23 protein-coding genes are annotated in these 25,502 nt (G+C 42.3%); 9 read left to right on the forward strand and 14 right to left on the reverse strand.

Going from position 1 to position 25,502, the window contains the following annotated elements; genetic code table 11:
* Positions 1-86: 86 nt before the first annotated feature.
* Both crtE and folD read right to left on the reverse strand, forming a co-directional pair.
* On the reverse strand, positions 87-1,019 hold the full coding sequence (crtE, locus tag ACWATR_RS11605) for a geranylgeranyl diphosphate synthase CrtE (RefSeq protein ID WP_460332366.1): 933 nt from the start codon (positions 1,017-1,019) through the stop codon (positions 87-89).
* A 132-nt stretch (positions 1,020-1,151) separates the two neighbouring features.
* Positions 1,152-2,039, reverse strand: a complete 888-nt coding sequence (gene folD / locus ACWATR_RS11610; protein ID WP_460332368.1) for a bifunctional methylenetetrahydrofolate dehydrogenase/methenyltetrahydrofolate cyclohydrolase FolD — start codon at positions 2,037-2,039, stop codon at positions 1,152-1,154.
* Between the two features lie 318 nt (positions 2,040-2,357).
* Between folD and ACWATR_RS11615 the strand changes: the two genes are divergently transcribed.
* The 5 genes from ACWATR_RS11615 (at position 2,358) to ACWATR_RS11635 (ending at position 6,292) form a co-directional block, all read left to right on the forward strand.
* Complete coding sequence (locus ACWATR_RS11615; protein WP_460332370.1) at positions 2,358-2,774, forward strand: OB-fold nucleic acid binding domain-containing protein; 417 nt, start codon at positions 2,358-2,360, stop codon at positions 2,772-2,774.
* Positions 2,775-2,796: 22 nt separating this feature from the next.
* On the forward strand, positions 2,797-3,231 hold the full coding sequence (locus tag ACWATR_RS11620; RefSeq protein ID WP_460332372.1) for an NUDIX hydrolase: 435 nt from the start codon (positions 2,797-2,799) through the stop codon (positions 3,229-3,231).
* 178 nt (positions 3,232-3,409) lie between these two features.
* Positions 3,410-4,513 (forward strand): AI-2E family transporter, encoded by a 1,104-nt coding sequence (locus ACWATR_RS11625; RefSeq protein WP_460332374.1) that lies wholly within the window; start codon positions 3,410-3,412, stop codon positions 4,511-4,513.
* A 420-nt stretch (positions 4,514-4,933) separates the two neighbouring features.
* Entirely contained in the window at positions 4,934-5,686 is a 753-nt protein-coding gene (locus ACWATR_RS11630) for a hypothetical protein (RefSeq protein WP_460332376.1), read from the forward strand.
* A gap of 3 nt (positions 5,687-5,689) precedes the next feature.
* Positions 5,690-6,292, forward strand: coding sequence for a DUF4231 domain-containing protein (locus ACWATR_RS11635; RefSeq protein ID WP_460332378.1), 603 nt, complete (start codon positions 5,690-5,692; stop codon positions 6,290-6,292).
* 883 nt (positions 6,293-7,175) lie between these two features.
* Here ACWATR_RS11635 and ACWATR_RS11640 read toward each other — a convergent pair.
* The 6 genes from ACWATR_RS11640 to ACWATR_RS11665 form a co-directional block, all read right to left on the reverse strand.
* Complete coding sequence (locus ACWATR_RS11640; protein ID WP_460332380.1) at positions 7,176-7,910, reverse strand: HAD family hydrolase; 735 nt, start codon at positions 7,908-7,910, stop codon at positions 7,176-7,178.
* Positions 7,911-8,120: 210 nt separating this feature from the next.
* A complete protein-coding gene (locus ACWATR_RS11645) occupies positions 8,121-9,248 on the reverse strand; it encodes a 30S ribosomal protein S1 (RefSeq protein ID WP_392479136.1) in 1,128 nt (375 codons plus the stop codon).
* A gap of 294 nt (positions 9,249-9,542) precedes the next feature.
* A complete protein-coding gene (locus tag ACWATR_RS11650) occupies positions 9,543-9,650 on the reverse strand; it encodes a photosystem II reaction center protein T (protein ID WP_084227385.1) in 108 nt (35 codons plus the stop codon).
* A 110-nt stretch (positions 9,651-9,760) separates the two neighbouring features.
* A complete protein-coding gene (gene psbB / locus ACWATR_RS11655; protein ID WP_460332383.1) occupies positions 9,761-11,290 on the reverse strand; it encodes a photosystem II chlorophyll-binding protein CP47 in 1,530 nt (509 codons plus the stop codon).
* A gap of 491 nt (positions 11,291-11,781) precedes the next feature.
* Positions 11,782-12,108 carry a hypothetical protein gene (locus tag ACWATR_RS11660; protein WP_460332385.1) on the reverse strand — a complete coding sequence of 109 codons (327 nt, stop codon included), beginning with the start codon at positions 12,106-12,108 and terminating at the stop codon, positions 11,782-11,784.
* A gap of 24 nt (positions 12,109-12,132) precedes the next feature.
* The gene (locus ACWATR_RS11665) at positions 12,133-12,276 is read right to left on the reverse strand and encodes a hypothetical protein (protein WP_176727207.1); all 144 of its coding nucleotides are present in this window, start codon (positions 12,274-12,276) and stop codon (positions 12,133-12,135) included.
* Positions 12,277-12,676: 400 nt separating this feature from the next.
* Here ACWATR_RS11665 and ACWATR_RS11670 point away from each other — a divergent pair, with 400 nt between their 5' ends.
* The 3 genes from ACWATR_RS11670 to ACWATR_RS11680 all read left to right on the forward strand — a co-directional run bounded on the left by ACWATR_RS11670 (position 12,677) and on the right by ACWATR_RS11680 (position 16,598).
* On the forward strand, positions 12,677-14,329 hold the full coding sequence (locus ACWATR_RS11670) for an ABC transporter substrate-binding protein (RefSeq protein ID WP_460332387.1): 1,653 nt from the start codon (positions 12,677-12,679) through the stop codon (positions 14,327-14,329).
* 164 nt (positions 14,330-14,493) lie between these two features.
* Entirely contained in the window at positions 14,494-15,519 is a 1,026-nt protein-coding gene (locus ACWATR_RS11675; RefSeq protein ID WP_460332389.1) for an ABC transporter permease, read from the forward strand.
* A gap of 341 nt (positions 15,520-15,860) precedes the next feature.
* Entirely contained in the window at positions 15,861-16,598 is a 738-nt protein-coding gene (locus tag ACWATR_RS11680; protein ID WP_460332391.1) for a hypothetical protein, read from the forward strand.
* 200 nt (positions 16,599-16,798) lie between these two features.
* Here ACWATR_RS11680 and ACWATR_RS11685 read toward each other — a convergent pair whose 3' ends face one another.
* From ACWATR_RS11685 to ACWATR_RS11695, 3 genes are all read right to left on the reverse strand, one after another.
* The gene (locus ACWATR_RS11685; RefSeq protein ID WP_435025396.1) at positions 16,799-17,914 is read right to left on the reverse strand and encodes an ABC transporter permease; all 1,116 of its coding nucleotides are present in this window, start codon (positions 17,912-17,914) and stop codon (positions 16,799-16,801) included.
* 149 nt (positions 17,915-18,063) lie between these two features.
* Positions 18,064-18,945, reverse strand: coding sequence for an Npun_R2479 family HD domain-containing metalloprotein (locus ACWATR_RS11690; protein ID WP_181932025.1), 882 nt, complete (start codon positions 18,943-18,945; stop codon positions 18,064-18,066).
* Between the two features lie 842 nt (positions 18,946-19,787).
* On the reverse strand, positions 19,788-21,299 hold the full coding sequence (locus ACWATR_RS11695; protein ID WP_460332393.1) for a calcium-binding protein: 1,512 nt from the start codon (positions 21,297-21,299) through the stop codon (positions 19,788-19,790).
* Positions 21,300-22,363: 1,064 nt separating this feature from the next.
* On the opposite strand from ACWATR_RS11695, the gene ACWATR_RS11700 reads away from it, so the two are divergent.
* Positions 22,364-24,034 carry an MBL fold metallo-hydrolase gene (locus ACWATR_RS11700; protein WP_460332395.1) on the forward strand — a complete coding sequence of 557 codons (1,671 nt, stop codon included), beginning with the start codon at positions 22,364-22,366 and terminating at the stop codon, positions 24,032-24,034.
* A gap of 64 nt (positions 24,035-24,098) precedes the next feature.
* Here the strand turns inward: ACWATR_RS11700 and ACWATR_RS11705 are convergent, their stop codons facing one another.
* From ACWATR_RS11705 to ACWATR_RS11715, 3 genes are all read right to left on the reverse strand, one after another.
* On the reverse strand, positions 24,099-24,410 hold the full coding sequence (locus tag ACWATR_RS11705) for a DUF6679 family protein (protein WP_012408115.1): 312 nt from the start codon (positions 24,408-24,410) through the stop codon (positions 24,099-24,101).
* A 226-nt stretch (positions 24,411-24,636) separates the two neighbouring features.
* Positions 24,637-24,789, reverse strand: a complete 153-nt coding sequence (locus tag ACWATR_RS11710) for a hypothetical protein (RefSeq protein WP_460332398.1) — start codon at positions 24,787-24,789, stop codon at positions 24,637-24,639.
* A gap of 457 nt (positions 24,790-25,246) precedes the next feature.
* Positions 25,247-25,483, reverse strand: coding sequence for a hypothetical protein (locus ACWATR_RS11715; RefSeq protein WP_069069670.1), 237 nt, complete (start codon positions 25,481-25,483; stop codon positions 25,247-25,249).
* Positions 25,484-25,502 lie beyond the last annotated feature (19 nt).

A 25,502-nucleotide genomic window follows, 5' to 3' on the forward strand; every position in this document is an offset into this window, starting at 1 on the left:
TAACCACCCATTGCAAATCAATGAAACGCTTGCAGTATGGAAATTACGAATTACGAATTACGAATTACGAATTACCAAAAGCGTTACTAGTTATTGCGGCTGATAATAAAATGAGCGATCGCTTGGAGTGATTTGGCTCTCTCCCCAAATGGTTCTAATTCCGCACAAGCTGCTTTAACTAGCTCTTGGGCAATTGATCGCGATTCCTCAAGTCCCCAAAGGCTGGGATAGGTCACTTTCTTGGCTTTTTGGTCTTTGCCAGCAGTTTTACCTAATTCCTCTTGGGTAGAAGTGATATCCAGAATATCATCTATGATTTGGAATGCTAGCCCAATATTTTGAGCATAACGGGTCAATCGCTGCACATCTTCAGGTGATGCCCCGGCAATTATCCCGCCACAAACTACAGAAGCTTCCAAAAGGGCGGCCGTTTTGTGTTGATGAATGAAATTTAGCGTTTCTAAGGAAATATCTGATTTCCCCTCTGACTCTAAATCGACAACTTGACCGCCGACCAAACCAGCTGCCCCCAGCGCCCGACCAAGACGGACAACTACCTGTAAGACTAGCTCTCTGGGAACACTTTGGGGGGTTTGAAGGGCAACAAACTCAAAAGCGAGAGCCAACAACCCGTCTCCAGCCAAAATCGCCACATCTTCGCCATAGACTTTATGATTCGTCAGCTTCCCACGACGGTAATCGTCATTATCCATCGCTGGTAGGTCGTCATGAATCAACGACATTGTGTGGATCATCTCCACAGCACAAGCCGTTGGCATAGCCATCTCAATACTTCCACCCATCATTTCACAGGTAGCAAGGCAAAGAATGGGACGTACACGCTTGCCTCCAGCTAATAACGAGTAGCGCATCGCCTCATAAATCTTTTCTGGATAAATGATGGGGATAGCCTGATCCAAAGCATTATCACAAAGCTTTTGTCGCTCTTTTAGATAAGCTGCTAAGTTAAATGTGGCTTCCTCTGGTGGTGTCTTTTGAACGTTATCAGTTGCTACCATTCTTTCATTCCTGACACTTTGGGATTTTGTCTTATACGTCACAATTTTAAGGTGCTGTGGCGCTGAAAAAAATGAAGAGTTAGGAGTTAGGAGTTAGGAGTTAGGAATTAATAACTCTTAACTTTTTACTCATCACTCTTTTTCTTTTTTTGCCGCTCTGGAATAGCTGTCCAATGTATTTTGCAACAATATGGCGACAGTCATAGGGCCAACACCACCAGGAACGGGGGTGATAAATCCTGCTACACCAGCGGTTGATTCAAATTCGACATCGCCAATGAGGCGACTTTTGCCACTAGCGTCGGTGACGCGGTTCATTCCCACATCTACCACAACAGCGCCTGGTTTCACCATATCAGCATTGATCAATCCGGGACGACCTACTGCTGCAATTAGAATATCAGCATTTTGGGTAATGGTTTTGAGGTCATGCGATCGCGAGTGAGCGATGGTAACTGTAGCATCAGCTTCTAGTAGCATCAACGCCATAGGTTTACCCACCAAAATACTGCGTCCTACAACTACTGCATTTTTTCCCTGCAAAGGAATTTCATATTCTTCTAAAAGGCGCATCACACCAGCCGGGGTGCAGCTGCGTAAACCAGTTTCTCCCCGTACTAGTCGCCCCAAGTTCACTGGGTGCAGTCCGTCGGCATCTTTATCGGGATCGATTTGATGCAGTAGAGCCACAGCATCCAAGTGGTCAGGTAAAGGCAACTGTACAAGAATGCCATCCACCCGTTCATCGTGGTTGAGTGCGGCAATTACCTCTTCTAACTCCTTCAAGGTAGTTTGGGCAGGAAAATGTTTGCCAAAAGAAGCGATACCAACTTTAGCGCAGGCTTTTTCTTTATTGCGTACATAGGCGGCTGATGCTGGGTTATCACCAACCATCAACACTGCTAAACCAGGGGGTCGTCCAATTTTTGGTTGTAATTGTGTAATGGCAACAGAAAGTTCTTGCTGAATTTTTGCAGCTAAAGCTTTACCATCAAGGAGTTTGGCAGTTTTTATTTCCATGAAAATTCCCAGCTATGTTCGCTTTTTGTCCAAAGTCCAAAGTGAAAATATTGATTATTGAATCTTGACTTTCGACTATTATTGTGTTGCTGTTTGATGTCGTAGAGTTTCTCTCACAGTAAATTCATAATATTTATTTTCTCAGATCAACGGCATCATCTGAAGAATAAAGAATTGGGAAGCAGAGAATGGGGAGATCAGGGGGACATGGGGGACAAGGAGGAATTATTTAATAAGTCTCTTTTCTTCTTTGTCTTTGCCCTCTGCCTTGTCTTTTTTCTATGTCTAATACCCAAAATAAATAAATCGGTAGCTTTCATGCAACAAACAAGAAATTTGTCCCTTTCGTTCTTGTCTCGGCACAGTATTGTTCCTTATAGGCTGGGGTTGACTTTTTTTCTAGTAGCGGGACTTTGTAGCTGTGGTAACTTGACATCGCCTGGCTTGAGTGGGAATGGCTTAAAAATTGGGACAAATGTCACCCCAATTGGAGAAATTAAACCAAAACAAGACAATCAGGCTATAGTTTACATCCAAGGTCAGGTAGAAAAGCAAGCTCCCATGATGAAACAGTGGGCTTATAAAATTAATGACTCAACTGGCAAAATTTGGGTTGTCACCAATCAAAAGAACCTGAGTGAGGGCGCACAAGTGGTGATTAAGGGTACAGTTCGCTACCGAAGTATTCCCTTAGCTGGCAAAGAATTGGGGGAAGTTTATTTAGAAGAAGAGTAACTCAGTAATTAAAAATGAACTTATGAACAATCAACAGGTGCATGTAGCGATCGCAATTCTCTACCAAAAAAACAAGTTTCTCATGCAACTGCGCGACAACATCCCCGGTATTCTCTACCCTGGTTATTGGGCGCTGTTTGGTGGTCACATCGAACCTGGTGAAACGCCAGATATAGCAGTAAAGCGAGAAATTTTAGAAGAAATCGGCTACATATTACCACCATTCGTTGAATTTGGCTGTTATTCCAACGAAAGAGTTGTCCGTCATGTCTTTCATGCACCACTCTTAGTGGAATTAAATCAACTAGTTCTGAATGAGGGCTGGGATATGGGGTTATTTACGCCAGAAGATATTCGCCAAGGTAACTGTTATTCACAAAATGCAGGCGAAGTCCGACCTTTAGGGGACATGCATCAGAAAATTATGTTGGATTTTATTGAGAAAAATCCAACATAATTTGGGAATTGGGCATGGAGAAGAGGCAGAGGGGCGGGGTGCGGGGCGCAGAGGGGATAAGAAAGAGGTAATTTATCTTATTCTCCCCCCTTTCCCTTGCCCCCTGCTCCTCTGCTTCCCCCACTCCCCACTCCCAAGAAGCCAAAATAAAGTTAGAACTCTTATAGGATCATCACTAATGCAATCAGCAAACAAACTGCCGCGATGGTTAACTATAGGATTGGCATTTCCTATTGCCATTCTTAACGGCTGGCTATTGATCCAGGTTGTACAGTATTTTCAACCCTTGGTTAGCATTATTGCCGCCGCCATCCTACTGGCTTTTGTATTGAACTATCCAATCCAGTTTCTTCAGGAACAAGGAGTGAAACGCAACTTGGCGATCGGGGGAGTGTTGCTTTTGACTCTGGTGATTTTAGTAGCTCTAGGCATCACCTTGGTTCCCTTGATTATTCAACAACTCGTTGAACTAGCTAATATTTTGCCCAGTTGGATTGATTCTGGTACTCAACAGCTGCAAACTTTTCAAGATTGGGCGTTAAGTCAACAACAACTTCCTATTAATTTAAGTGGTTTATTTACCCAAGTTCTGGAACGATTATCTAACCAACTTCAGTCCTTCACTGGTAGAATTCTTGGTTTTGCCGTCGATACCATTGGTATTGTTCTCAACGTGCTGCTGGCGGTAGTGCTAACTATCTACCTAACATTGAATGGTGAACGTCTTTGGGACGGAGTTTTTCAGTGGTTTCCCCATAACATTGGGTTAAGAGTGCGGGAATTACTGCGAGAGGATTTCCACAATTACTTCATCGGTCAAGCAACATTGGGAGCTGTGTTAGGGGTGACAATTACACTGGTATTTTTAGCACTGCAAGTTCCCTTAGCTCTATTGTTTGGTATTGGCATTGGCTTATTTTCACTCTTTCCCTTCGGTACGGGAGTCGGTATCGCCATAGTAAGTTTATTGGTAGCGCTACAAAATTTTTGGTTAGGGGTGGAAGTCTTAGGTGTAGCTGTTGCCATTGACCAAGTTAATTCTAATATTATTGCACCTCGAATTCTCAGCAATTTGACTGGCTTAAATCCTGTATGGGTGGTGATTTCTTTATTGCTGGGGGCAAAGTTAGGAGGAGTACTGGGTTTGTTAATTGCAATCCCTATTGCCAGTTTTATCAAGGATACAACAGATAGCTGGCGGGCTGGAGAGTTTAATAAAATAGATGATATAGAGTCAGAACCCGTGGCGGTAATAAGTGATAGAGCAGGAACTTATAGTTAAAATCAAATCATTCAGATTAACTTAAAATTTGGCGATTTTGTCCATCAATAAAGTGCAAAATCGTAATTTATGATGCTAACAAACAAGAAGCTCTTAATTTGTGCATAAAAAATTGTTTAGCAAGCAAAATAATCGTAAAAAACTTGAGTGTAAGTGTAGTCTGCACTTCTCTACGAGATACTACGCATAGCTTGCTTCCCCGGAGGGGTACGACAAAGCTCTGTCACCACAACAGGTATCGACATTTACATATAACATTTACATATAAGAGCAAATCTAGTAGCACATTAATCAACGATCAACCCCTACAAAAGCATTATAAAATTCCTTATCCTTCAGGTGAGAACGGAATACAACACTTGCAGAAAATGACTGCGAAGCACTACGCTGGAAAACCTAAGCAGTCAGTATTTTTAAAAAATGAAAAGTTGTTTAAAGCTTACCTTTGACAATGGGCAAACAGCATTAGCTACTCAAGTTGAGCAGCAAGCAGAATTGCCTTATGCTCTTGAGGAAATAGGGCTTGTCGGTTCGCATCCTGTTTTAGTAGTAGTGGGGGGTGCAAGTAACATCAGTGAAGCTGACTTTCTCCGAATTCAACGGTTGTTTGTGGAAGTTTTAGCCCCCATCGCCGAAACTTTAGGGGTTTATGTTGTGGATGGGGGTACGGATGCAGGAATCATGCGAATGATGGGTAAGGCTCGTATTCAGATGGGTGCTAAGTTTGCCCTGGTTGGTGTGACACCCGAAAGCAAAGTGGCTTTACCTAATAATTCAGAAACGGCTGCTGATTTGACACCCTTAGAGCCAAACCACACTCATTTTGTGCTAGTTCCTGGGAAGAATTGGGGCGACGAGTCTCCTTGGATATCTCACGTTGCGACTGTGCTAGCCAATGGCGCACCTTCGGTAACAGTACTGCTGAACGGTGGTGAAATTACCTTTAAGGATGCGTTGTCTAGCGTTAATACTGGCAGGTTAGTTATTGTGATTGCTGGTAGTGGTAGAACCGCAGATATACTTGCAGATGCCTTGCGTGGAAAGGCTACCGATGAACGAGCTAAAAAGCTGGCTAAATCTGGTACATTACAATACATCGACTTAAGCGACATAGAGAAGGGAGTTGACAATTTAGGCAAAGTAATTAAGGGGTTACTTTCTAATGAGGAGTAAATAATGGCAAAAAAAGAAAGTTATCAGGAATTTTTAAGGGAAGATTTTAACAAGTTATTTGCAGGGATGAACTTAGGCGATGTGCAAAAACATTTTTTGCGATCGCGCTGGTTAGACCAAGTACTCTGGATGGAAGCTAAGGCAAATTCATCGCGCGATCGCCATTATTATTTGCGGATCACAACTATTATTGGTGGTGTAGTTCTCCCAGCATTGGTCAGTCTAAACATTAACACTACTCCTAAAAGGGATATCATTATCTGGTCAACTTTTGGTTTGAGCCAAATAGTTGCTATTAGTGCTGCCATTGAAGAGTTTTTTCACTATGGAGAACGCTGGCGACATTATCGCCGTACAGTCGAATCTTTGAAAACCCAAGGGTGGCAATTCTCGCAGATGACAGGCCCTTATTCTAATTATACAAGCCACGAACAAGCTTTTAATCTGTTCGCAGGTCATGTAGAAGATATTATTCAGCGAGATGTGGAAATATATGCCACTCAAGTTGTACAAGAAAATAAAGAAAAAAAACAGAGTCAGGAAGGCCATATCACTCTGCAAAATCCAAAGATAATCAATTTGGAAGAGAAGAAAGAGGAAGAATAAAATATAATTCAGAATTGGTGAATACTTTACTGGTAAAGGAATAGAGTTTTAATAAGGAAAATATTAATACTAGTTTTGCCCACCAGGATTGAAATTTTAAACTGAATATTCAGACTCTCTCTATGAGACGCTGGGCGTAGCTTGCTTTAGAGTAGTGGTGCAAGATGAGAGTTGAGGCTTCGCTATCATCCAATTGGACTCCAATTCATACTGAATTCTGACTACTGAATTCTGAATTCTTCTTAATAAAATCGATTAAGTAAACTCTCCCCCGTTAGATAAAAACATGAGGAGAGTTAGAACTAAAGTCCGGTAGGGTAATCGGGCTACTTAAGTTTTTATTATTTATCGACTTTATATTATTCCTCCTTAAGACAGATAAACATTTCATTTGAATTCTATGTTGGTAGCTTTTGAAAAAAAATCCCCATTGCTAGATAGAAATGGGGAAATATGAGTTAAAGTTCGTCAGGTGATCGGAATATCTGTTTATTTTGTCTTGATACTATCTTTCTCAATTCCTCCGTTAGGTAGAGAAATATTTCATGAATATGTTCAGGTATGTGTTTATTAGCACTGTAAGCTAAATTTGAAGAAAAATCCAGAAAGAGGCTACGGTGTACACACAAGTCAAAAAAAGATCAATTTCGCGTTATTCTCTCGTTTATCTCGTTCCTATGCTCTGCATAGGAATGCCTGATTAGAGGCTCTGCCTCTAGTCAGATATTGAGTCAGAGACTCAATGAATGCATTCCCAGTTGGAGACTGGGAACGAGGAAATGCTTATCAAGCTAGGTTTTTAGGACTAGCCCTTTCAAGGTGATGAAATTTGGAACGAAGATTGGTGATTTCAACCTTATACGCAATTGAAAACTGCCATAACTTAATCCTCTAAAATCTGGATTTCATCAAGTTGATTAATTACCACATCTGCACCTCGGACATTATCTGACTTACCTACCCAAGTGATACCAATACAACCTGCGGCTTTAGCATTACGTGCCATTTGCATATCACCAACTGAATCACCCACCATCAATGTAGCGCCTGGTTCGACTCCCAAAGCTTGGCAAGCTTGCAAAAATAGCACTGGGTCTGGTTTACTCGGCCCCTCATCTACTCCCATTTCCAACTGGATATAATCACTTAACTGGTGATTAGCGACAAACTTATGTACTTCTTCAGTTGTCGCAGCTGAAAGAATACCAAGTTTTAGTCCACCTTGTTGTAAGTATTTCAAAATTTCTAAGCTACCGACAAACAATGGTGAAGGAGTTTGTCCAATGTATTTCTCGGCTTCATCTAAAGCTTGACGAGCTATTTTTAAGCACTCAAACCATCCCCTTCCAGTTTCGGCAATATATGCCGCAGCCGCAACTTCGGTTTCGCGGCGACTCGCTACTGATATTAAACCTGCGGGATCTAGAAAATTGCCATTGATGCCAAATGCCATTAATAAGGGTTCCCCTGTTCCAGGGATTTGAGCATCTATTAATCTTGTTGCCTTTTGTGCAAGCGATCGCAAATACGTTTCTGAATCTTCTAGAGTACCGTTTTTGTCAAATAAAATTGCCTGGATATTATCAAAAGTGATATTTCTACATTTAATGCTTGCCACAATATTCCACCCCAGTTATTTAGTCGCGATAAATCGCCGTTTTTACAATAATCAGTCCTTTGTAGAGACGGCGATTTATCGCGTCTCTTGCCTTAACCGAACCGTATTCTCCTAACTCCTAGCAATTTTCCACATAAAAAAAGAGGGAAAAACCCTCTTTATACAATAATTTAATACTCTTACTTAAAAAGAAGTAAAACTATAAATGTATTATTCTTCAATAGCTGCTGGAATTTCTTCTTCAGTTTCCGTTGCTGCTGGAATCTCTTCTTGAATTTCTGCAACTACTGGGGTTACTTCCTCAATTTCTGCTGCTGGTGGAATTTCTTCTTCTAGTTCTGCTGCTGGTGGAATCTCGTCTTCGATTTCCGTCGCTGGTGGAATATCTTCTTCTGCTAAAACATCAGCAGGTGCAGCAGGCGCAGCAGTAGCACCTTGTTGCTTGGCTAACAGCTGTTCACGATACTTAGCAGCCATTTCTTCCGCCTTATCGTAGACCAAATCCCGGTTTTTAATCATGTCACCGGGTTCGGGTTCTAGCTGCTTGGTAGATAGGGAAATCCGACCCCTTTCTGCATCCAAGTCAATGATCATAACTTTCACTTCATCATTGACATTGAACACGCTATGGGGTGTATCAATATGTTCGTGAGAAATCTCAGAAATGTGCAGTAGACCACTGACACCACCAATGTCGATGAAAGCACCATAGGGCTTGATACCACGAACAGTACCAATCACTACTTCGCCGACTTCTAGGCGGTTCATCTTGCGTTCAACCAGTGCCCGACGATGAGATAGAACTAAGCGGTTACGTTCTTCATCCACCTCTAAGAATTTCAATGGTAGTTCTTCGCCTACCAATTCTTCTTTGGGTTTGCGGGTACTAATGTGAGAACCTGGGATAAAGCCACGTAATCCCTCAATCCGCACCAATGCACCACCGCGATTGGTTGCAAACACGCCAGAACGGACAGTAGCATCTTCTGCTTGCAGCTGTCGCACGCGCTCCCAAGCCCGCATGTATTCAATACGGCGAATGGAAAGGGTTAATTGACCATCTTCATTTTCATCGGTAAGGATAAAAAATTCGCGCGTTTCGTTTGACTGTAATACTTCTTCCGGGCTATCCACCCGGTTAATAGACATTTCTTGTATAGGTATATATGCTGCGGTTTTAGCACCAATGTCAATCAGAGCGCCGCGCGGCTCTATACTGAAAACTGTTCCTGGGACAACATCACCAGGGCTAAAATGATAATCGTATTTGTCAAGTAGAGCAGCGAAATCTTCGTGAGTGAATCCAATTTCTGTAGCGGTTAAATTCTGATTGACCATGCTGATTTGTTCCTGGTTCTAGTCTCCGTAAAGGTTGTGCGACAAGCGTAATGTGTTGTGCAAGCAGTTTTATGGCAGCTTACACAAAACATCCTTTTTTATCCTAGCGCAGAAAAGCTAGCATTAACACATATCTACTCCCAAGATTGGAAATTATATCACAATATAAAAATGATTGCTGATTTACTTAGTATTTAAAACTAACAAAGCACAAATACAATAATATCCGTTGCTACCATACTTAGTAGCAACGGATATTAACGTTAAATCAGCTTAAAGCTCTGGAAATAGGCTCTACTTATCTTTTGGTTTCTCAAAGCGAGGGGGTTCGCGAAATGCGATCGCAAAAAAGAGAGTACCTATACACAGAGTAAAAATCAAGATGTACGCAACGCTTTCCATATTATGATTCCCTGCCTATTGAGCCAGTAATTTAAATTGTGAATGCTGGGTGCTGAGTGCTGAATCAGAGCCTTAACTCGAAACTCAGCACTCATAACTCAGCACTGAAATTAAAGGGCTTCCTTCCGGCGGGTTGACTTGTCACCCACTTTCTGGAACAGACCCCACTCAACTTGCTCTTCTAGATCCGCATCAACACCAGCAAATACGTCTCGGTAGATTGTCCGAGCGCCGTGCCAGAGATGACCAAAGAAGAACAGCAGAGCAAATACGGCGTGTCCAAAGGTAAACCAACCTCTAGGACTGGTGCGGAATACACCATCAGAGTTCAAGGTTTCCCGGTCAAATTCAAAGATTTCACCGCCTTGAGCTTTACGGGCATACTTCTTCACATCAGCTGGTTCTGTAAAGGTCTTACCATCCAGATTGCCACCGTAGAAACTAACGGTGACACCAGATTGCTCGAAGCTATACTTAGATTCTGCCCGACGGAAGGGAATGTCAGCGCGGACAACTCCATCAGCATCAGTCAAAATCACTGGGAAGGTTTCAAAGAAGTTGGGGAGACGACGCACGGTCAATTCCCTTCCTTCAGAATCTTTGAAAACGGCGTGACCTTGCCAAGATTGGGCAATGCCATCACCCTTCACCATTGGCCCTGTACGGAATAGACCGCCTTTAGCGGGGCTATTACCGACATAATCATAGAAAGCCAGTTTTTCGGGAATTTGCGACCAAGCTTGATCAAGAGTTTCACCTTGAGCAACGCCTGTTTGGACGCGGCGCTGAATTTCTTGACGGAAGTAGCCTTGATCCCATTGATAGCGGGTAGGGCCAAACAATTCGATGGGTGTGGCGGCGTTACCGTACCACATAGTACCAGCAACAACGAAAGCAGCAAAGAAGACTGCTGCAATACTGCTAGAAAGTACTGTTTCAATGTTCCCCATCCGTAGGGCTTTGTAGAGCCGTTCGGGGGGTCTAACTGTGAGGTGGAATAAGCCTGCAATAATACCAACAACACCAGCGGCAATGTGGTGAGCCGCAATGCCACCAGGGTTATAGGGGTTAAAACCATCTGGCCCCCATTCTGGTGCTACTGCTTGCGCGGCGCCAGTTATACCATAAGCGTCAGAAACCCATATCCCCGGCCCAAATAGTCCGGTGACGTGAAAAGCACCAAAGCCAAAACAAAGTAGACCAGATAAGAACAGGTGAATGCCAAACATTTTTGGCAAGTCGAGAGCAGGTTCACCAGTGCGGGGATCTCTAAAGAGTTCCAAATCCCAGTAAACCCAGTGCCATACGGCGGCTAGGAACAGCAGACCGGAAAGGACAATGTGAGCCGCAGCAACGCCTTCAAATGACCAGAAGCCAGGATCAGTGGATGGGCCACCAGTAACGTTCCAACCACCCCAAGATTGGGTAACGCCCAAACGTGACATGAAGGGCAGAACGAACATCCCTTGACGCCACATTGGATTAAGAACTGGATCACTAGGATCAAAAACAGCTAGTTCGTAGAGTGCCATCGAACCAGCCCAGCCTGCTACTAAGGCTGTGTGCATTAGGTGTACAGAAATCAGCCGCCCTGGATCATTCAGAACGACTGTATGTACTCGGTACCAGGGTAGTCCCATCGACTACGCTCCTCCTCGATGAGTTAGTTTACAAAGCAATTTTCTTACTGAGGTTATGAGAGACGAAAAACGCCACTCATAAAACTCTCTCTTGTTTTTTGTTATTGCCAGAGCCAGAGTATTACCACAGCTTAGTCTTAATAAGTCATACACCGTGGGTGCTTTGGCAATGCTTACTCGCTTCGGGAGGTTTACCTATGTAGGGTAGCCATCGCCAAGCAAAAATGAGAATGTTTTAAAAAGTGTAACTATTGATGGAATTGTTTGCAAGCGTGTAAATTGATGCGATCGCGTAGCATCTCCAAGTTTTTTCGCTACCAATACGCGTCGGGGATTAAATTTTCTTATCTTTTCTTTTAAGTGGGGAGTGGGGAATGGGAAATGGGAAATGGGGAATGGGAAATGGGGAATGGGGAATGGGGGGACAAGAATAATTATGTTGTTATGTTACTTGGCCTATTCCCTACTCCCTACTCCCTACTCTCCACTATCTACTGAACCACCAACTGGATATTTTGCAGTTGACACTTTGTCTCAGCTGTACCCAGGCGTTCGATTACCTGTTCGGCGCTCATTAGACGCTTGAGTACTACTTGACCTATGGTCTTACTGGCAATTACTGGTGTTGTTGGTTTCACTTCCACGGTTAAAATGGCTTCTTCAACTCGGTAAAGCCATAGCAATTCGTTTTGTTCGACTAAACAAATATTCATTCGCTGAATATCTGGTTGGCGTCGCCATGCGGTTATTTGCCAGAGTCCATCAGATGCCCAGACTCTAGCAACTGCCCATCCTTCAGATAGAAAGAAATATTTCACGGTTTTAGTCTCACTATTAAACTTTCAATCTGCTGTTAACGATATCGCGATCGCTTGATTTCGCTGATGTACAAACATGAGATTTTTGCCAATACAGCCGATCTTTGCGATAAACCACTCAACAGGTGTCTGTGCCCAAGCAGCAACAGGCAAAGTCTTAATGTACACTACTTGGACTCAGGTCAAAGTGTAGCAAAGCTATTCCCTAGTAATTATAGAATTTGCGACAAATTTAGCCGATGTTTAAAATCTTAATTAAATAAAAACTTTTCAGTATTTAACAAATGTCAAACTCTGTATTTTTGTCAATGATTTTTTGTAACAAAATAGTGCGTAGGCGTAGCCCGTCGTAGACATGGCAAAGTAGTAATAAACTTATAAAATTTTAATTTAGATGCTCACGGAGTCATTTTCATTGAGCAAATTCTTTCATTGCTGATTGCAAGTTATTTTTATTCCTAAGTATATACTTAGCTGTAAATATTGCTGTAATTAATTGTAAAAATCCCACAAAATAGTCATAAATGTAGTAAAATTACTGACCGCTGATATCAAATATATTATTGCTATGACCTGGTTTTCCTTGTCCGTGAAACGGTGGGGTCGGATTACACAATTCCTATCTTTGTTCTGTCTATGTTTATTTTTGGTTGTTAGTTGCGCTCCTCGTCCTAATCCTTCTACGCCACCAGCGGGTTCTGTAAATAGCCCTACAGGTGATGGTCGTATTACTATAGGTACAACAGCAAAGCCAAGAACCCTTGATCCGGCTGATACCTATGAGTTAGCATCCTTGGGTTTAGTGTTTAATATGAGCGATCGCCTCTACACTTACCAACCAGGAAGCACGGAAATTGAGCCACAACTCGCCACAGCATTACCTAAAGTTACTCAAGATGGCTTGACTTATACCATTCCCTTACGTCAGGGAGTAGTTTTTCACGATGGGACTCCCTTCAACGCCCAAGCAATGGCATTTACGCTCAACCGCTTTATTCAAAATAAAGGAAAACCCTCATTCTTACTAGGTGATATAGTAGATTCGGTAAATACTACAGGCGAGTATGAGTTAAGCATTAAGCTGAAAAAGCCTTTTGCAGCGTTTCCTTCACTGCTGGCTTTTCCTGGGGTATGTGCGCTTTCACCAAAAGCTTACGAACTCGGTGCAGGTAAATTCAAGCCGAATACCTTTGTGGGGACTGGCCCTTACAAGTTAGCGCAGTATGGTACTGATTCAATCCGATTTGATGTCTTTGATAAGTATTGGGGAGAAAAACCAGCTAACAAGGGTGTTAACGTCCAAATTCAAACTAGTCCGGTTAATTTGTTTAATGCTTTTCGTACAGGCGCAGTCGATATAGCTTATCTGTCGCTACAGCCAGATCAAAATCGCAGTTTGGAAGAAGGAGCAAAAAAAGGGGATTGGCAAGCGATCGCAGCTCAAGGTAGCGTAGTAAGTTATCTGGTATTAAACCGGAATCAGCAGCCTTTAGATAAATTAGAGGTAAGACAAGCGATCGCATCAATAATTGACCGTCCACTTTTAAATCAGCGGGCGTTACTTGGTCAAGCAGATCCGCTTTATAGCATGATTCCTACAACGTTCAATGTTTCTGTGCCATTATTCAAAGATAAATATGGCGATGCTAACTTTGAGCAAGCTAAAAAATTATTAACTACCGCTGGTTTCTCCAAAGAAAATCCCGCAAAAGTACAAATTTGGTATCCTTCTAGTTCGCCTACTCGCAGTTTGGCAGCACAGACACTCAAATCTCTTGTGGATACCAAAATGGATGGAATACTGCAATTTGAAGTTACCCAAGCTGAAGGGCCTGCCTTTTTTAAAGACATTTCCAGGGGTTTGTATCCAGCAGCTTTACTTGATTGGTATCCAGACTTTTTAGATCCAGATAATTACGTCCAGCCGTTTTTGTCTTGTGACAAAGGTTCAGTTGCTAAAGGATGCGAAGATGGAGGCAGTCAAACTCAAGGTTCGTTCTACTATAGCGAAGCTATAAATAAACTGATTGATCAGCAACGCAAAGAACAAAAACCTGAAGCGCGTCAGAAAATTTTTACCGAAATTCAAACCCAAGTCACTACTGATGTACCTTACGTTCCCTTATGGCAAAACAAAGACTATGTATTTGCCCGAAATGGTGTAAGCAGCGTCCAACTTAACCCTACGCAAATTCTGGTTTATCACACAATTAAAAAGTAGTCATTGGTCATTAGTCATTTGTCATTAGTCATTGGTCATTAGTCATAGCTATTGACTTTTGACTTTTGACTCTTCAATAAAGTCTTTCATGTTCAATATTTTTCTAGTTAATAGCTAAGATATTTCCAAAAACTGCATTTATAATTTTAAACTTTTAATTGCTTATGTCTCGTTCTAAAGCTTTACAATATTACATTGTTTCTCGCTTGCTTCTTGCGCCACTTCAGCTATTAACAATCATCACGATTGTATTTCTTTTACTAAGAGCAACACCAGGAGATCCAGCAGATGCAATTCTTGGCGGACGTGCGCCAGAAGCAGCTAAAGAAGAATTGCGGAAACAACTTGGTTTAAACCTTCCCCTGTGGCTACAGTACCTCAATTATTTGGGAAGCATACTGCGTTTTGATTTGGGAACTTCTTTAATGAGTCGCGGACAGAATGTTTGGGACATAATTGGACAATATTTCCCGGCGACGGTGGAGTTAGCAGTATCTAGTATGGCGGTTGCACTCATCGTCGGAATTGCGGTTGGGACTCTTTCGGCTTCTCGTCCTGGGACATATTTTGATGTCGGTGGGCGCTTATTTGGGATCATCACCTACGCACTCCCGATGTTTTGGGCGGGAATGCTTTTGCAGTTGATTTTCTCAGTCCAATTGGGTTGGTTTCCCAATTCCAACCGCTTTCCGCCCAATCTTCCAGCGCCGACTCCTATCACTGGGTTGTATACAATTGATAGCTTACTCGGTGGAAATTTCACCCAGTTTTTCACATCCTTGCACCATCTGGCTCTACCAAGTCTCACACTAGGAATTTTGCTCAGTGGGATTTTTGAGCGAATTGTGCGAGTGAATTTAAAACAAACTTTGCAAGCCGATTATGTAGAAGCTGCTAGAGCCAGAGGGATTGGTGAAAATAAGATTTTAGCCTCCCATGCTTTAAAAAATGCGCTAATTCCAGTAATTACAGTCTTGGGATTAACCTTTGCATCTCTGTTGGGTGGGGCGATTTTGACAGAAGTAACATTTTCTTGGCCTGGGTTAGCTAATCGACTGTATCAAGCGATCGCAGATCGTGATTATCCCACAGTCCAGGGAGTGCTAGTCTTTTTTGGTGCGATCGTTGTGAGTGCCAGCATTTTAATTGATATTTTAAATGCTTATGTAGATCCGCGAATTCGATATTAGCCAAGATTTATTCACTGTTTATAATTTTCTTGTGGGGTGGGACGAAAAGCCACTGGTGTCAACTTAACGCGAAACCGCACGTCCGCCAGGGATTGTAAATCCCTGTCTCATAGCTAAAGTCCTCTTCAGAGGACTTCATAGCGCAAAAATTTTCAGTCTACTTCAGTAGACTTGAGCAATTAGTCAGGGATTTACAATCCCTGGCGGGTGAACAACACCCAATCAGTACGCTATTTTTGGCTGAAGTTGACACCAGTGGACGAAAAGCCCACCCTTTTTAGTATTTGATAGCTCACAAATAAAATCTTCCCTACCGGACTTTTGGACGCTATTTAAGGCAGGTGGAAGCACAGCTAGATGGTGGGTTAATCATTGCCTTAGACGAATTTGAGAAAATTGAAGATTTAATAGAAGCGAGCAAAATTCCTATCGACTTTATGGGTTTTCTGCGGTGTTTGGTGCAAATGAGTTCTAAAGTCGCCTTTGCTTTTGCTGGTTTGCATACTTTAGAAGAAATGACAGCAGATTATTTTCAACCCTTCTTTGCCAGCGTCATTCCTATTCATGTAGGCTTTCAAAAACGTGTAGCTACTCGCCAAATTCTCGCTAACCCAGGTAATGAAGACTTCCCCCTCGACTACATCCCGGAAGCTTTAGATGAAATTTATGCTCTGACGCATGGTCAACCATATTTAGTGCAACTACTGGGTTTTCAGCTAGTGCGCGGTTACAATGACTTTGTTTTTGAACAAGGGCGATCGCGTGACCCAGTTTTCACAGTAGAAGATGTGGAAGCAGTTATCAATGACCCTGAATTTTTCAAGCGGGGACGCTACTATTTTGATGGGGTTTGGGGTCAGGCGGCGCGGGGTGCTGAGGGTCAACAAGCAATTGTACAAGTGCTTGCACCTTACCCAGAGGGGCTAAGTCTGGATGCCTTAGCTCAGTCTACAGGTATGAACGACGCTGATTTACAGGAAGCGCTGAATACTCTGAAGCGTCATGATGTCGTTGAAGAAACTCAGGGAAACTGGCGGATTATGGTAGAACTTTTTCGCCGTTGGGTTTTGCAGCAGTAGAGTAAAGCGATCGCATTTGTTATTTTGGGGTTCGCACTTGTTATTTCAGCGATCGCATTTGCTATTTCGCGGTTCGCATTTGCTATTTCGCGGTTCGCATTTGCTATTTCGGCGTTCGCATTTGTTATTTTGGCGTTCGCATTTGTTATTTTGGCGATCGCATTTGTTATTTCGGCGATCGCATTTGCTATTCTAAACGCTTATCTCCTCAAACTGCGTGGATCAAGTGCATCTCTCAGCCCATCACCGAGTAAGTTGAATGCCAGCACTGTGAGGATAATCAGCACAGCCGGCGGCCAAATTAACCAAGGTTGCAACACCAAAATTGAAGCATTGCTAGCCAGAGAAAGCATATTGCCCCAAGAAGGGTCTGGTTGTTGAATGCCCAAGCCGATGAGACTCAATATCGCCTCTGCACCAATAAAGCTGGGAATTGCAAGAGTCGCAGAGATAACTACATAACTAGCTGTTTGCGGCAAAACGTGGCGGAGAATAATATAAAGTGGGTTCGCACCCATTGCCCGCGCTGCTTGGACAAATTCTCGCTCTTTAAGTGATAATACCTGTCCCCGAATAACTCGTGCTAAACCAGCCCAGCTAATAACGGAAGTAATCACCACAATCAACAAAAAGCGCTGGGTACTACTTAAACCCGCTGGTAAAACTGCGCCCAATGTCACCAAAAGATAAATACTAGGGAAAGTCATTAGCACTTCTGCCAAGCGCATAATCAGGCTGTCAGTTACACCGCCGAAATAACCAGAAATTCCCCCGATAAGCAAACCGAGGGGATAGGTAATGATAATGCCAAAAATCCCGATAAACATACTGATGCGACCGCCATGCAGGAGGCGACTGAATTGGTCGCGCCCTTGGTCATCAGTACCCAATATGTTGACTTTTGTGCCACTTGTTGTCCCAAATAAATGCCAATTTAAGGGAATACCAGGAAAGATCGTGACTTCATCCCATTTGGGGGGTAGTGGCAAACTCATCTGCAACAATCGGTATTCTGGCCCGGAGACAAATAGACGCAGAGGTGATGGATTTTTGAAGTCTACAATGAGTTTGCGATCGCCTGTTTCTAAATTAGTATCTCCCTGAGTCGTCGGATAAACATGGGGGCCAATAAACTGCCCTGACTGAGAAACCCAGTGGATCTTAGTTGGTGGCAGCAGTGAACCATTAGGCTGTGAAGCATAGGGGTCATAAGGAGCTACGAAATCAGCTGCAATTACTGCTATGTAAAAAATTAACAGCAAAATTGCCCCAAATCGTGCCAAAGGATTTTTCTTAAGTCGTCGCCACCAATCCATAGTAGTTAGGAGTTATAAGTTATGAGTTATGAGTTATTAAGCTTTTATCTTAATTCATAATTCATCATTAATAATTCTTAAACTCCCAACTCTACCAATTTTGGATTTTGGATTGAATAAAAAATCTAAAATCCCAAATTGAATAGCTCCTAATTTGCAACTCCTAACTTCTCCAAATACCGCTGCTGTTCTTCCTGTTGTTTTTCATGTTCCACAACAAACACGTTTGAGTAGAGATTAGCAAGAATTTGTTTTCCTTGTTGTGTCAGTGATAGGTAATGCAGTCCCTCTTGGATATAGGGATAGACACCATTCCAGTAAAACTTAGCGTAGTTATTACGTAAATCGGCAGGGGTTTTATAGCCCAAAACTTTATTTACACCAGTTTCTTCAAATTCGTAAAATAAAGACGTAATTTTCTTTAGGTAACGTGGGTCACTTAGTTGACCAATCAAATCAGCCGCACGTACTAATCCTGCAAAGCACTTTGTATCTTGATGATCTTCTGCCGCAGGTACGGGAAATCGAGTTAATTCAATATTGCTCTTAATTGCCTCAGCATCTATTAATTTGTGACCTCCAAAACGCTCATCAATAAAGAGCTTGGCTCTATCAACATGATAGGGTGTCAGACTGGCATCAGAAGCGCCAGGAGCTACAGAAATCATTTTGCCATTTTTACCTGTGGCATATAAGCCTGCTGCTTCTCGGTCTTGTCGGCAAACTCCCTTAACGTAGCCAATATCATGACTCACTAAAGAAATGATACAATGCAACCAATCTTCACTGGAAACGCCGCCTTCCCTAATGTGTTTGCCACGTAAGATTTCTTGCCCTACTAGGGTGACAAGGACAGTGTGTTCAACATTGTGGTAAAGGGCGTCGCTATTGGCAATATTTTCCAAAGCCATGTTACCAGCCCAGGCGATAATGTCTTGATAATCATTTTTGAAGCAGCCATAAGTACGACGGTAGCCATCTCTAATTTCATTTACAAAGGCATCAATTAAAATTTCAGTGGCATTGAACATATCTGGTTACTCTGGTAAATACCAATTATTTATTGATTTGATTGATTTAAAAATTCCATAATCAGGGCCACCCTTAGTGGAATTTAGAGCAATGGAGTTTGCTCCTTTGTAACTCACGTGTAGCTGTGGACGCTAGCTTAACCTATACCTGGATTACATGGTAATAGATGACTTCCTGGCAACACAAAGGCTTTAAAAGAATTATGGGTTGCGTATAAAAAGAATCTTCTCGTGTAGAAAACTACATAAATATTTTAGATTTTAATTAGATAAATCCAGATTCGCTTTATTAGTTTTTCATATCTAAGCCTTGGTTGGCGGTGATCTAAATACATCTAGTGTGTGACCTAGAGTAGCTTAATCTACATAAAATTTTGATGCATTTTTCTTAGTAATTACTCTTAGTATAATCGTAGTATTCTATACAGTTACATCTGAAAGACGTTTACTATTAAATGCCTCATAGTTGATAGAAGTAAATAAACTTCAAGTTTTCTTAAGAAAAAACCAAGATTGATATGCATAGACAGAGTGGAGGTGGAACTGTGAGTGATGAAAATGTTTCATGTGAAAACCGCCCATGATTGGCGGTTTCACAACTACCACCCTGCTGAGACTGGTGATAGCACCAGTAAAATTTAGCTACATCGACAACTTTCAAACTTAGATTATGTATGTATGACTGCGCTATAGCTTTGGTAAGGAACCACTGCACCCATAATAAATATCTGGTGGAATTAATTATGCGTTACCTGAAATCCTTGTAGAGACTTAGCAGTGCTACGTCTCTACATTCTTTTTTACCAGATGTCTATTACAGTAAACTTCCAAATTTAAGTGTTTTAGACAAATTGAATATCGCTCAGGCTATAGTTATTGGCGAGGATTGTAATCACATCAAAACGAGGTAAAATCACAGAAGAGTCAGTGCTGTTTTCTGTTGTATCTAACGAAACACCAAGACTCAAAGAATTTTTAGAGCCATTGTTTTTAATAATCTCGTTAACAGTTGACTCTAGCTGAGGGTCGTTTATGTCTTCACTGCTCAATGTATCGTTCGTGATTGACCCAAATGGAGAGCCAATAGCAATGTAGTTGCTACCAAAAATATAGTTTTCAAGTTTTTTCAGTTGGATTTTATCTTGTCCTGTCTGAAAATCTCCGATAAAAGCAAAGTCATTAAGACCGAAAAATCCTCCACCTCCCACATAGTAAGGATTTTTTTCATCTCCAATCACAAATGTGTCTGGATCTGCACCACCGGTTAGGATATCTATCTCCTTTATTCCTGGTTGAACACTTGCAGTATCAACACCAACTAAAGTATCTTTACCATCAAGACCTGAGAGTTGGTCATTACCCTTTCCACCTCTGAGCAAGTTATTGGCTAAATTACCGATAATGGTGTCATTTTGTGAAGTGCCAGTGACGTTGACAAAGTTCTGAACTTTAAAAGTCAAAGTACCCAATCCTGGAACACCATTGACAATCAGACTATTGGTTGACAGGTTGACATTCAATGATGTTGTTGCTGTGCCTATAGAACCATCAATAGCATTGGCTTGTCCTTTTGCCCCAATGATAGTTTCAATCTTGACGAGTTGATCTTTACCAGATATACCCTCCTTATTCACGATACCAACGGCTTCGAGGCTAATAGCATTACCCAATCCGCTATAGTCAGCCGTATCAATTCCGATACCTCCATCTATGAGGTCATTACCAGTTCCTCCAATTAATATGTCATCACCGCTACCACCTTCTAAAATATCGTTCCCATCTCCAAGGCGAGAGGCAAAGATTACACCTTTGCTGCCTCCACCAATCACATCATTACCATCACCACCCCGTACAGTATCGTTGCCATTACCTCCCAAGATTTCATCATTGCCTTTTCCACCTTCGAGCAAATTATTGGCTGAATCACCGATAATGGCGTCATTTTGTGAAGTGCCAGTGACGTTGACAAAGTTCTGAACTTTAAAAGTCAAAGTACCCAATCCTGGAACACCATTGACAATCAGACTATTGGTTGACAGGTTGACATTCAATGATGTTGTTGCTGTGCCTATAGAACCATCAATAGCATTGGCTTGTCCTTTTGCCCCAATGATAGTCTCTATCTCTAATAGCTGATCTTTACCAGATTTACCTTTGTTGACAACACCAGTAGCTTCTAGAGTCACAGCCTGACCCAATTCGCTGTAGTCAGCTGTATCTGTTTCAGATCCTCCTACAAGTGTGTCATTGCCAATGCTACCGATAATGCGATCATTTCCCGCAAGACCAAGCACAATATCATCCAAAGAAGTACCGGTTAGGACATCATCAAAGCGAGTACCAACAATTAACATATATTAATGATGCTGAAGATTTTATGACTTTAGCAGAAGTAGGTTATTGAATAAGTTTAGAGCGGGTTAAGAGTTATAAAATTGTTTACTTAAATGTCTATTCCCTCATTTTTTAACATCTAGTTTAATTAGCAGAAATAAGTTATTGAATAAGTTTGTATTGGGTTAAGAATTATAAAATTATTTATTAAATTGTCCGTTCACTCATTTTTTGACATCTAATTGAATAAGTTTGGGGTTCCGATATCGGAGGAGAGTGAGTATCTCACGGTTTTTCCTTGTTTCGATTGAGCAGACCTAGACATAGGAGTGGAAACCCTTGTAGAAAACTTAAATGTAAAGTTTCTACAAGAGTTTCAGGTAACGCATCATTAATTTCTGGTGATGCCTATTCTAGATGAGGATTTTTACGGGCTGTAGAGGATTGCTCGTACTGTCATATTGCTTCACATCTAGATGGATAGACAGGTGAACCGAAAGGTTCTACAATCTGACTGATTGCGGTAAATTTACCTATTGTCCAATCCACATAAGCATAGTAAAGATTTTCTAGTGATTCCGTTTGATTGCGGAAGCACTAAATTAATATAGGAAAGTCTTGAGTAAGGGGCGGCAAACAAATGGATGTAAAGCTGATTCTAGCTGGATTAACAGTTATCTTCACGCTTTCGTGCTTATTTTTTGGTACGAAAAATGGATTTTATGATTCAGATAACTATCATGGCAATGGCTCCGCACATTGAAATAAATCTGTAGGCGCTTGGGCGACTTCCCGGAGGGTGAGTTGGCTAAAAGCGCTCAAAACTTGCAAAGGGAAAATACACAAGAGGCAAACTCCTGTAGCTCCTAGTTTGATGGCTCCTAGTTTGATGGCTTCTCGTTAGCCCACCTTTCCGAACCAGTGCGGGTTCGGTGGAGGCGTCCTCCCCAATCAAAAATCTGTATTCTCAGGGTGTAGGGGCGCACGATAAAACTTACCCCTAAGTCACAAAACCAAAATTTGTGTATGTAACTTTTGGCTTTTGGGATATGTCCATGATGATGAGGTTTGAGGGGAGGAGAGCATGAGGGATAATCTGTCGGCATCCTCTCGCGTAGATGCTGCGGAAGCGGGTAGTGAATTAGAATGTTTGCCCTATAGTGTCCAGCATGACGATGAGGGCGTGTGTTTATTGGTGAAAATGGGCCCACACCGCATTCTGTTGGATTGTGGTTTGGAAGATATTTCATCGCTGGCTAAGGGGCTTAATAAGTCGGTTCGTGGAGCTAATTCGCCCCTACCAGCGGATTTAGTTTTGATTAGTCATGCCCACCCAGATCACTCTAGAGGCTTACTGGCACTGCATAAGGCTTTTCCCAAGTTACCTATTTATGGTAGTGAGGTGACTAGCAAGTTACTGCCGTTGAATTGGCTAGACCAAGACCCTCAAGAAATTTCCCAATTTTGTCATGCCTTGCCGTTGCGATCGCCTGTAGAATTCCAAGAAGGTCTGGTGGCAGAATTATTTCCCGCAGGGCATCTACCAGGGGCAGTGGCAATTCTACTTACCTACACCACTCAGCAGCGTATTTACAAGCTACTCTATACAGGGGACTTTTTCCTATCCAACTCCCGCCTGGTAGAAGGTTTGCGTTTAGAGGAACTGCGGGGCTTAGACTTGGATGTGCTAATCATTGAAGGTAGTTATGGCACATCCCGTCATCCTCACCGCCGTAACCAAGAAAATCAACTAGCAGAGCGAATTAATCGCGCGATCGCTGATCATTGTTCTGTAATCCTTCCCACCCCTGCTTTAGGATTGGGTCAAGAATTATTAATGCTTTTGCGATCGCATCACCATTTCACCGGACGAGATTTAGATATCTGGGTAGATGGTGCTGTTGCGACTGGGTGTGATGCCTACCTAGAACTGCTACCTCACCTTCCCCCATCGGTGCAGAACTTCGCCCGCCATCAACCTTTGTTTTGGGATGAACGGGTACGTCCCCGCGTGCGTCGTTTACAACCGGAACATCGTCCCACTGTGGGCAAGTCACCTTGTATAGTCCTCACTGACTCTACATCTGATTTAGGTGAACATTGTCAACTAGACACCGGGCCTTGGCTGATCCTATTACCAGAAAAAATTGATATAAAAGTTAACAAAGAATATTTAGCACCCACCACTGTCGAAACCTATCTTTTAGCTCAACATAGTGATGGCCCTGGTACTACGCAGCTAATTCATAACTTGCGACCCCAGCACGTGATTTTTGTCCACGGTTCTCCTGCTTATTTAGCAGACCTGACTAGCTTAGAAGAGTTGCAAAACCGTTACCATGTACATTCACCAGCAGCTAACACTTTAGTAGAATTGCTTATTGGCGATACATTTTTGCAACCGGCAGCGCCAGAAACTAACTACGAAGGCGAACTGACGGAGTTGGGAACAGTAATCACAATCACCCTACCTGATGTGATTACTGCTGATCCGCGTTGGCGGCAATTTGCTGATACTGGGTTAATCGAAGCTCGTTGGCAAGGGGAAGAACTAGTATTAAGGGGATTGTCTCAACGAGAATTACTCAGCCAAAATAGCGATCGCTATACATGGACAGATGTAGACTGTTGTGGTACTTGCCGACACCAAAGAGGGCAGCGGTGTTGGAACCCAGCTTCCCCGCTGTTTAACTTCAAGGTAACTCTCGAAGGTTACTGTCCTGCCTTTGAACGTTTATCTAGTCCTGAGTCCTGAGTTCTGAGTTCTGAGTTAGGATTTATTACTCAGCACTCGACCCTCAGCACTCAGCACTGATTATTTATTCTGGATTCGAGTCAGTGTAGCGGTTATGAATGCGTTCAGCTTCGGGACAATCTTCAGTCATCAAAGGTTCCACATTCCCGCGTGGTACTGAAGCCAATTTTTGCGTTACAGCACCAATGCTCTCGAGGCGAACCATTTCTTCCCAAGAACAAACTTCGTCTTCTTCTTCTGTTTCATAGCGTAGGGTCACTAAATCTCCCTCTATGTCTATGATGCGGGCGCGTTCAATCCAGCGTTGCTGGTCCCGCAAGAAAACACATACCTCGCGCCCATCGCAACACAGTTGATAAATCTTGCGGTGTAGCATGTATTGTTTCTGCCTTTTTAAACAACGTAGTTAAACCTGTCAAAATCTGGGTTCTACCCCATTACATTACACCTTTAAGAGGTTAATTTCACTGTTTGGAACAACAAGTAGAGTTTATGACCCAATCCCAAAACTTGCCTGTAGTTGTCAAAATATCGGGAAATGTTTGGTCATCAATCAATGGTTATTCTCGCAATGAACTTAATCTCCCTCCGGCTGATTGATTTTAGGGAATGTCTGCTTCATAGAAGTCAAACAATTCAGCACCTGTCCTAACCAGGTTCATATTTGTTGGTGAGTCATTCCTACCATTATGTAATAAAGAATACTCCAAAACAATCGTTGATTGCGGTTGTTTAATTTGCCTACTTTTAGTCATTGGCATTACTGGGAAGTCCGGGGACTTGGTTTTACTTTTACCCACTTGTATCTGATCTTAACTCATTCTCTTGCTGACCTTGATGCTTTTCAACAACAACACTCAAAGAGTTTTGAGTTTTTAAGATTTTTGCCCGATTATAACTAAGAAAAAGGCAACGGAGTCGAGGGAAAGGCAGATAGACAAAGGAGATAAGGGGCAGAGGGTCAATACCCTGAGAAGATTCCCCTCTGTTTCTTTTGTGGGAGTATCAGCAAGATTTATCAAGAAAGGCAGTTCTTGCTGCAATACGGTTCGGTTAAGGTTTTTTAATGAAAATTCTAGATCCAAAGACGCGATAAATCGCCGTCTCTACAAAGATTAATCTTTCGTCTTGATGGCGATTTATCGCGTCTCTTGCCTTAAACCGTATTGCGTCCTGCCTTCTGCCGACGCTCGCGGACTCGCTACTGCTGCGCTATTCTGTCTCCTGCCTCCTGCCTCTTTCAACCGATAGAGGAAATTCCATCAGCACACTCGACGAAGACGCTTCTCGTTTAATTTGACCTGCGCGAACTGCATTATATAGGGCTGCAAGAAAAGGCAAATCCTCTGACTGATAGCATTTAGTAGACAGTACTTGCTGGAGTAAACCCTCAGATTCAACACTAAGATATCCAGTTTCAAAAGCAGATTCAATGAGTGTGCGAATCATCTTGATTAGGGCAGAGTAA

The sequence above is a fragment of the Nostoc sp. UIC 10890 genome (assembly GCF_054786515.1).

Coding starts and splice junctions, on each gene's coding strand:
- crtE (WP_460332366.1), bottom strand. CDS start 1,019: ATGGTAGCAACTGATAACGTTCAAAAGACACCACCAGAGGAAGCCACA.
- folD (WP_460332368.1), bottom strand. CDS start 2,039: ATGGAAATAAAAACTGCCAAACTCCTTGATGGTAAAGCTTTAGCTGCA.
- ACWATR_RS11615 (WP_460332370.1), top strand. CDS start 2,358: ATGCAACAAACAAGAAATTTGTCCCTTTCGTTCTTGTCTCGGCACAGT.
- ACWATR_RS11620 (WP_460332372.1), top strand. CDS start 2,797: ATGAACAATCAACAGGTGCATGTAGCGATCGCAATTCTCTACCAAAAA.
- ACWATR_RS11625 (WP_460332374.1), top strand. CDS start 3,410: ATGCAATCAGCAAACAAACTGCCGCGATGGTTAACTATAGGATTGGCA.
- ACWATR_RS11630 (WP_460332376.1), top strand. CDS start 4,934: ATGAAAAGTTGTTTAAAGCTTACCTTTGACAATGGGCAAACAGCATTA.
- ACWATR_RS11635 (WP_460332378.1), top strand. CDS start 5,690: ATGGCAAAAAAAGAAAGTTATCAGGAATTTTTAAGGGAAGATTTTAAC.
- ACWATR_RS11645 (WP_392479136.1), bottom strand. CDS start 9,248: ATGGTCAATCAGAATTTAACCGCTACAGAAATTGGATTCACTCACGAA.
- ACWATR_RS11650 (WP_084227385.1), bottom strand. CDS start 9,650: ATGGAAAGCGTTGCGTACATCTTGATTTTTACTCTGTGTATAGGTACT.
- psbB (WP_460332383.1), bottom strand. CDS start 11,290: ATGGGACTACCCTGGTACCGAGTACATACAGTCGTTCTGAATGATCCA.
- ACWATR_RS11670 (WP_460332387.1), top strand. CDS start 12,677: ATGACCTGGTTTTCCTTGTCCGTGAAACGGTGGGGTCGGATTACACAA.
- ACWATR_RS11675 (WP_460332389.1), top strand. CDS start 14,494: ATGTCTCGTTCTAAAGCTTTACAATATTACATTGTTTCTCGCTTGCTT.
- ACWATR_RS11685 (WP_435025396.1), bottom strand. CDS start 17,914: ATGGATTGGTGGCGACGACTTAAGAAAAATCCTTTGGCACGATTTGGG.
- ACWATR_RS11690 (WP_181932025.1), bottom strand. CDS start 18,945: ATGTTCAATGCCACTGAAATTTTAATTGATGCCTTTGTAAATGAAATT.
- ACWATR_RS11695 (WP_460332393.1), bottom strand. CDS start 21,299: ATGTTAATTGTTGGTACTCGCTTTGATGATGTCCTAACCGGTACTTCT.
- ACWATR_RS11700 (WP_460332395.1), top strand. CDS start 22,364: ATGAGGGATAATCTGTCGGCATCCTCTCGCGTAGATGCTGCGGAAGCG.
- ACWATR_RS11705 (WP_012408115.1), bottom strand. CDS start 24,410: ATGCTACACCGCAAGATTTATCAACTGTGTTGCGATGGGCGCGAGGTA.
- ACWATR_RS11710 (WP_460332398.1), bottom strand. CDS start 24,789: ATGACTAAAAGTAGGCAAATTAAACAACCGCAATCAACGATTGTTTTG.
- ACWATR_RS11715 (WP_069069670.1), bottom strand. CDS start 25,483: ATGATTCGCACACTCATTGAATCTGCTTTTGAAACTGGATATCTTAGT.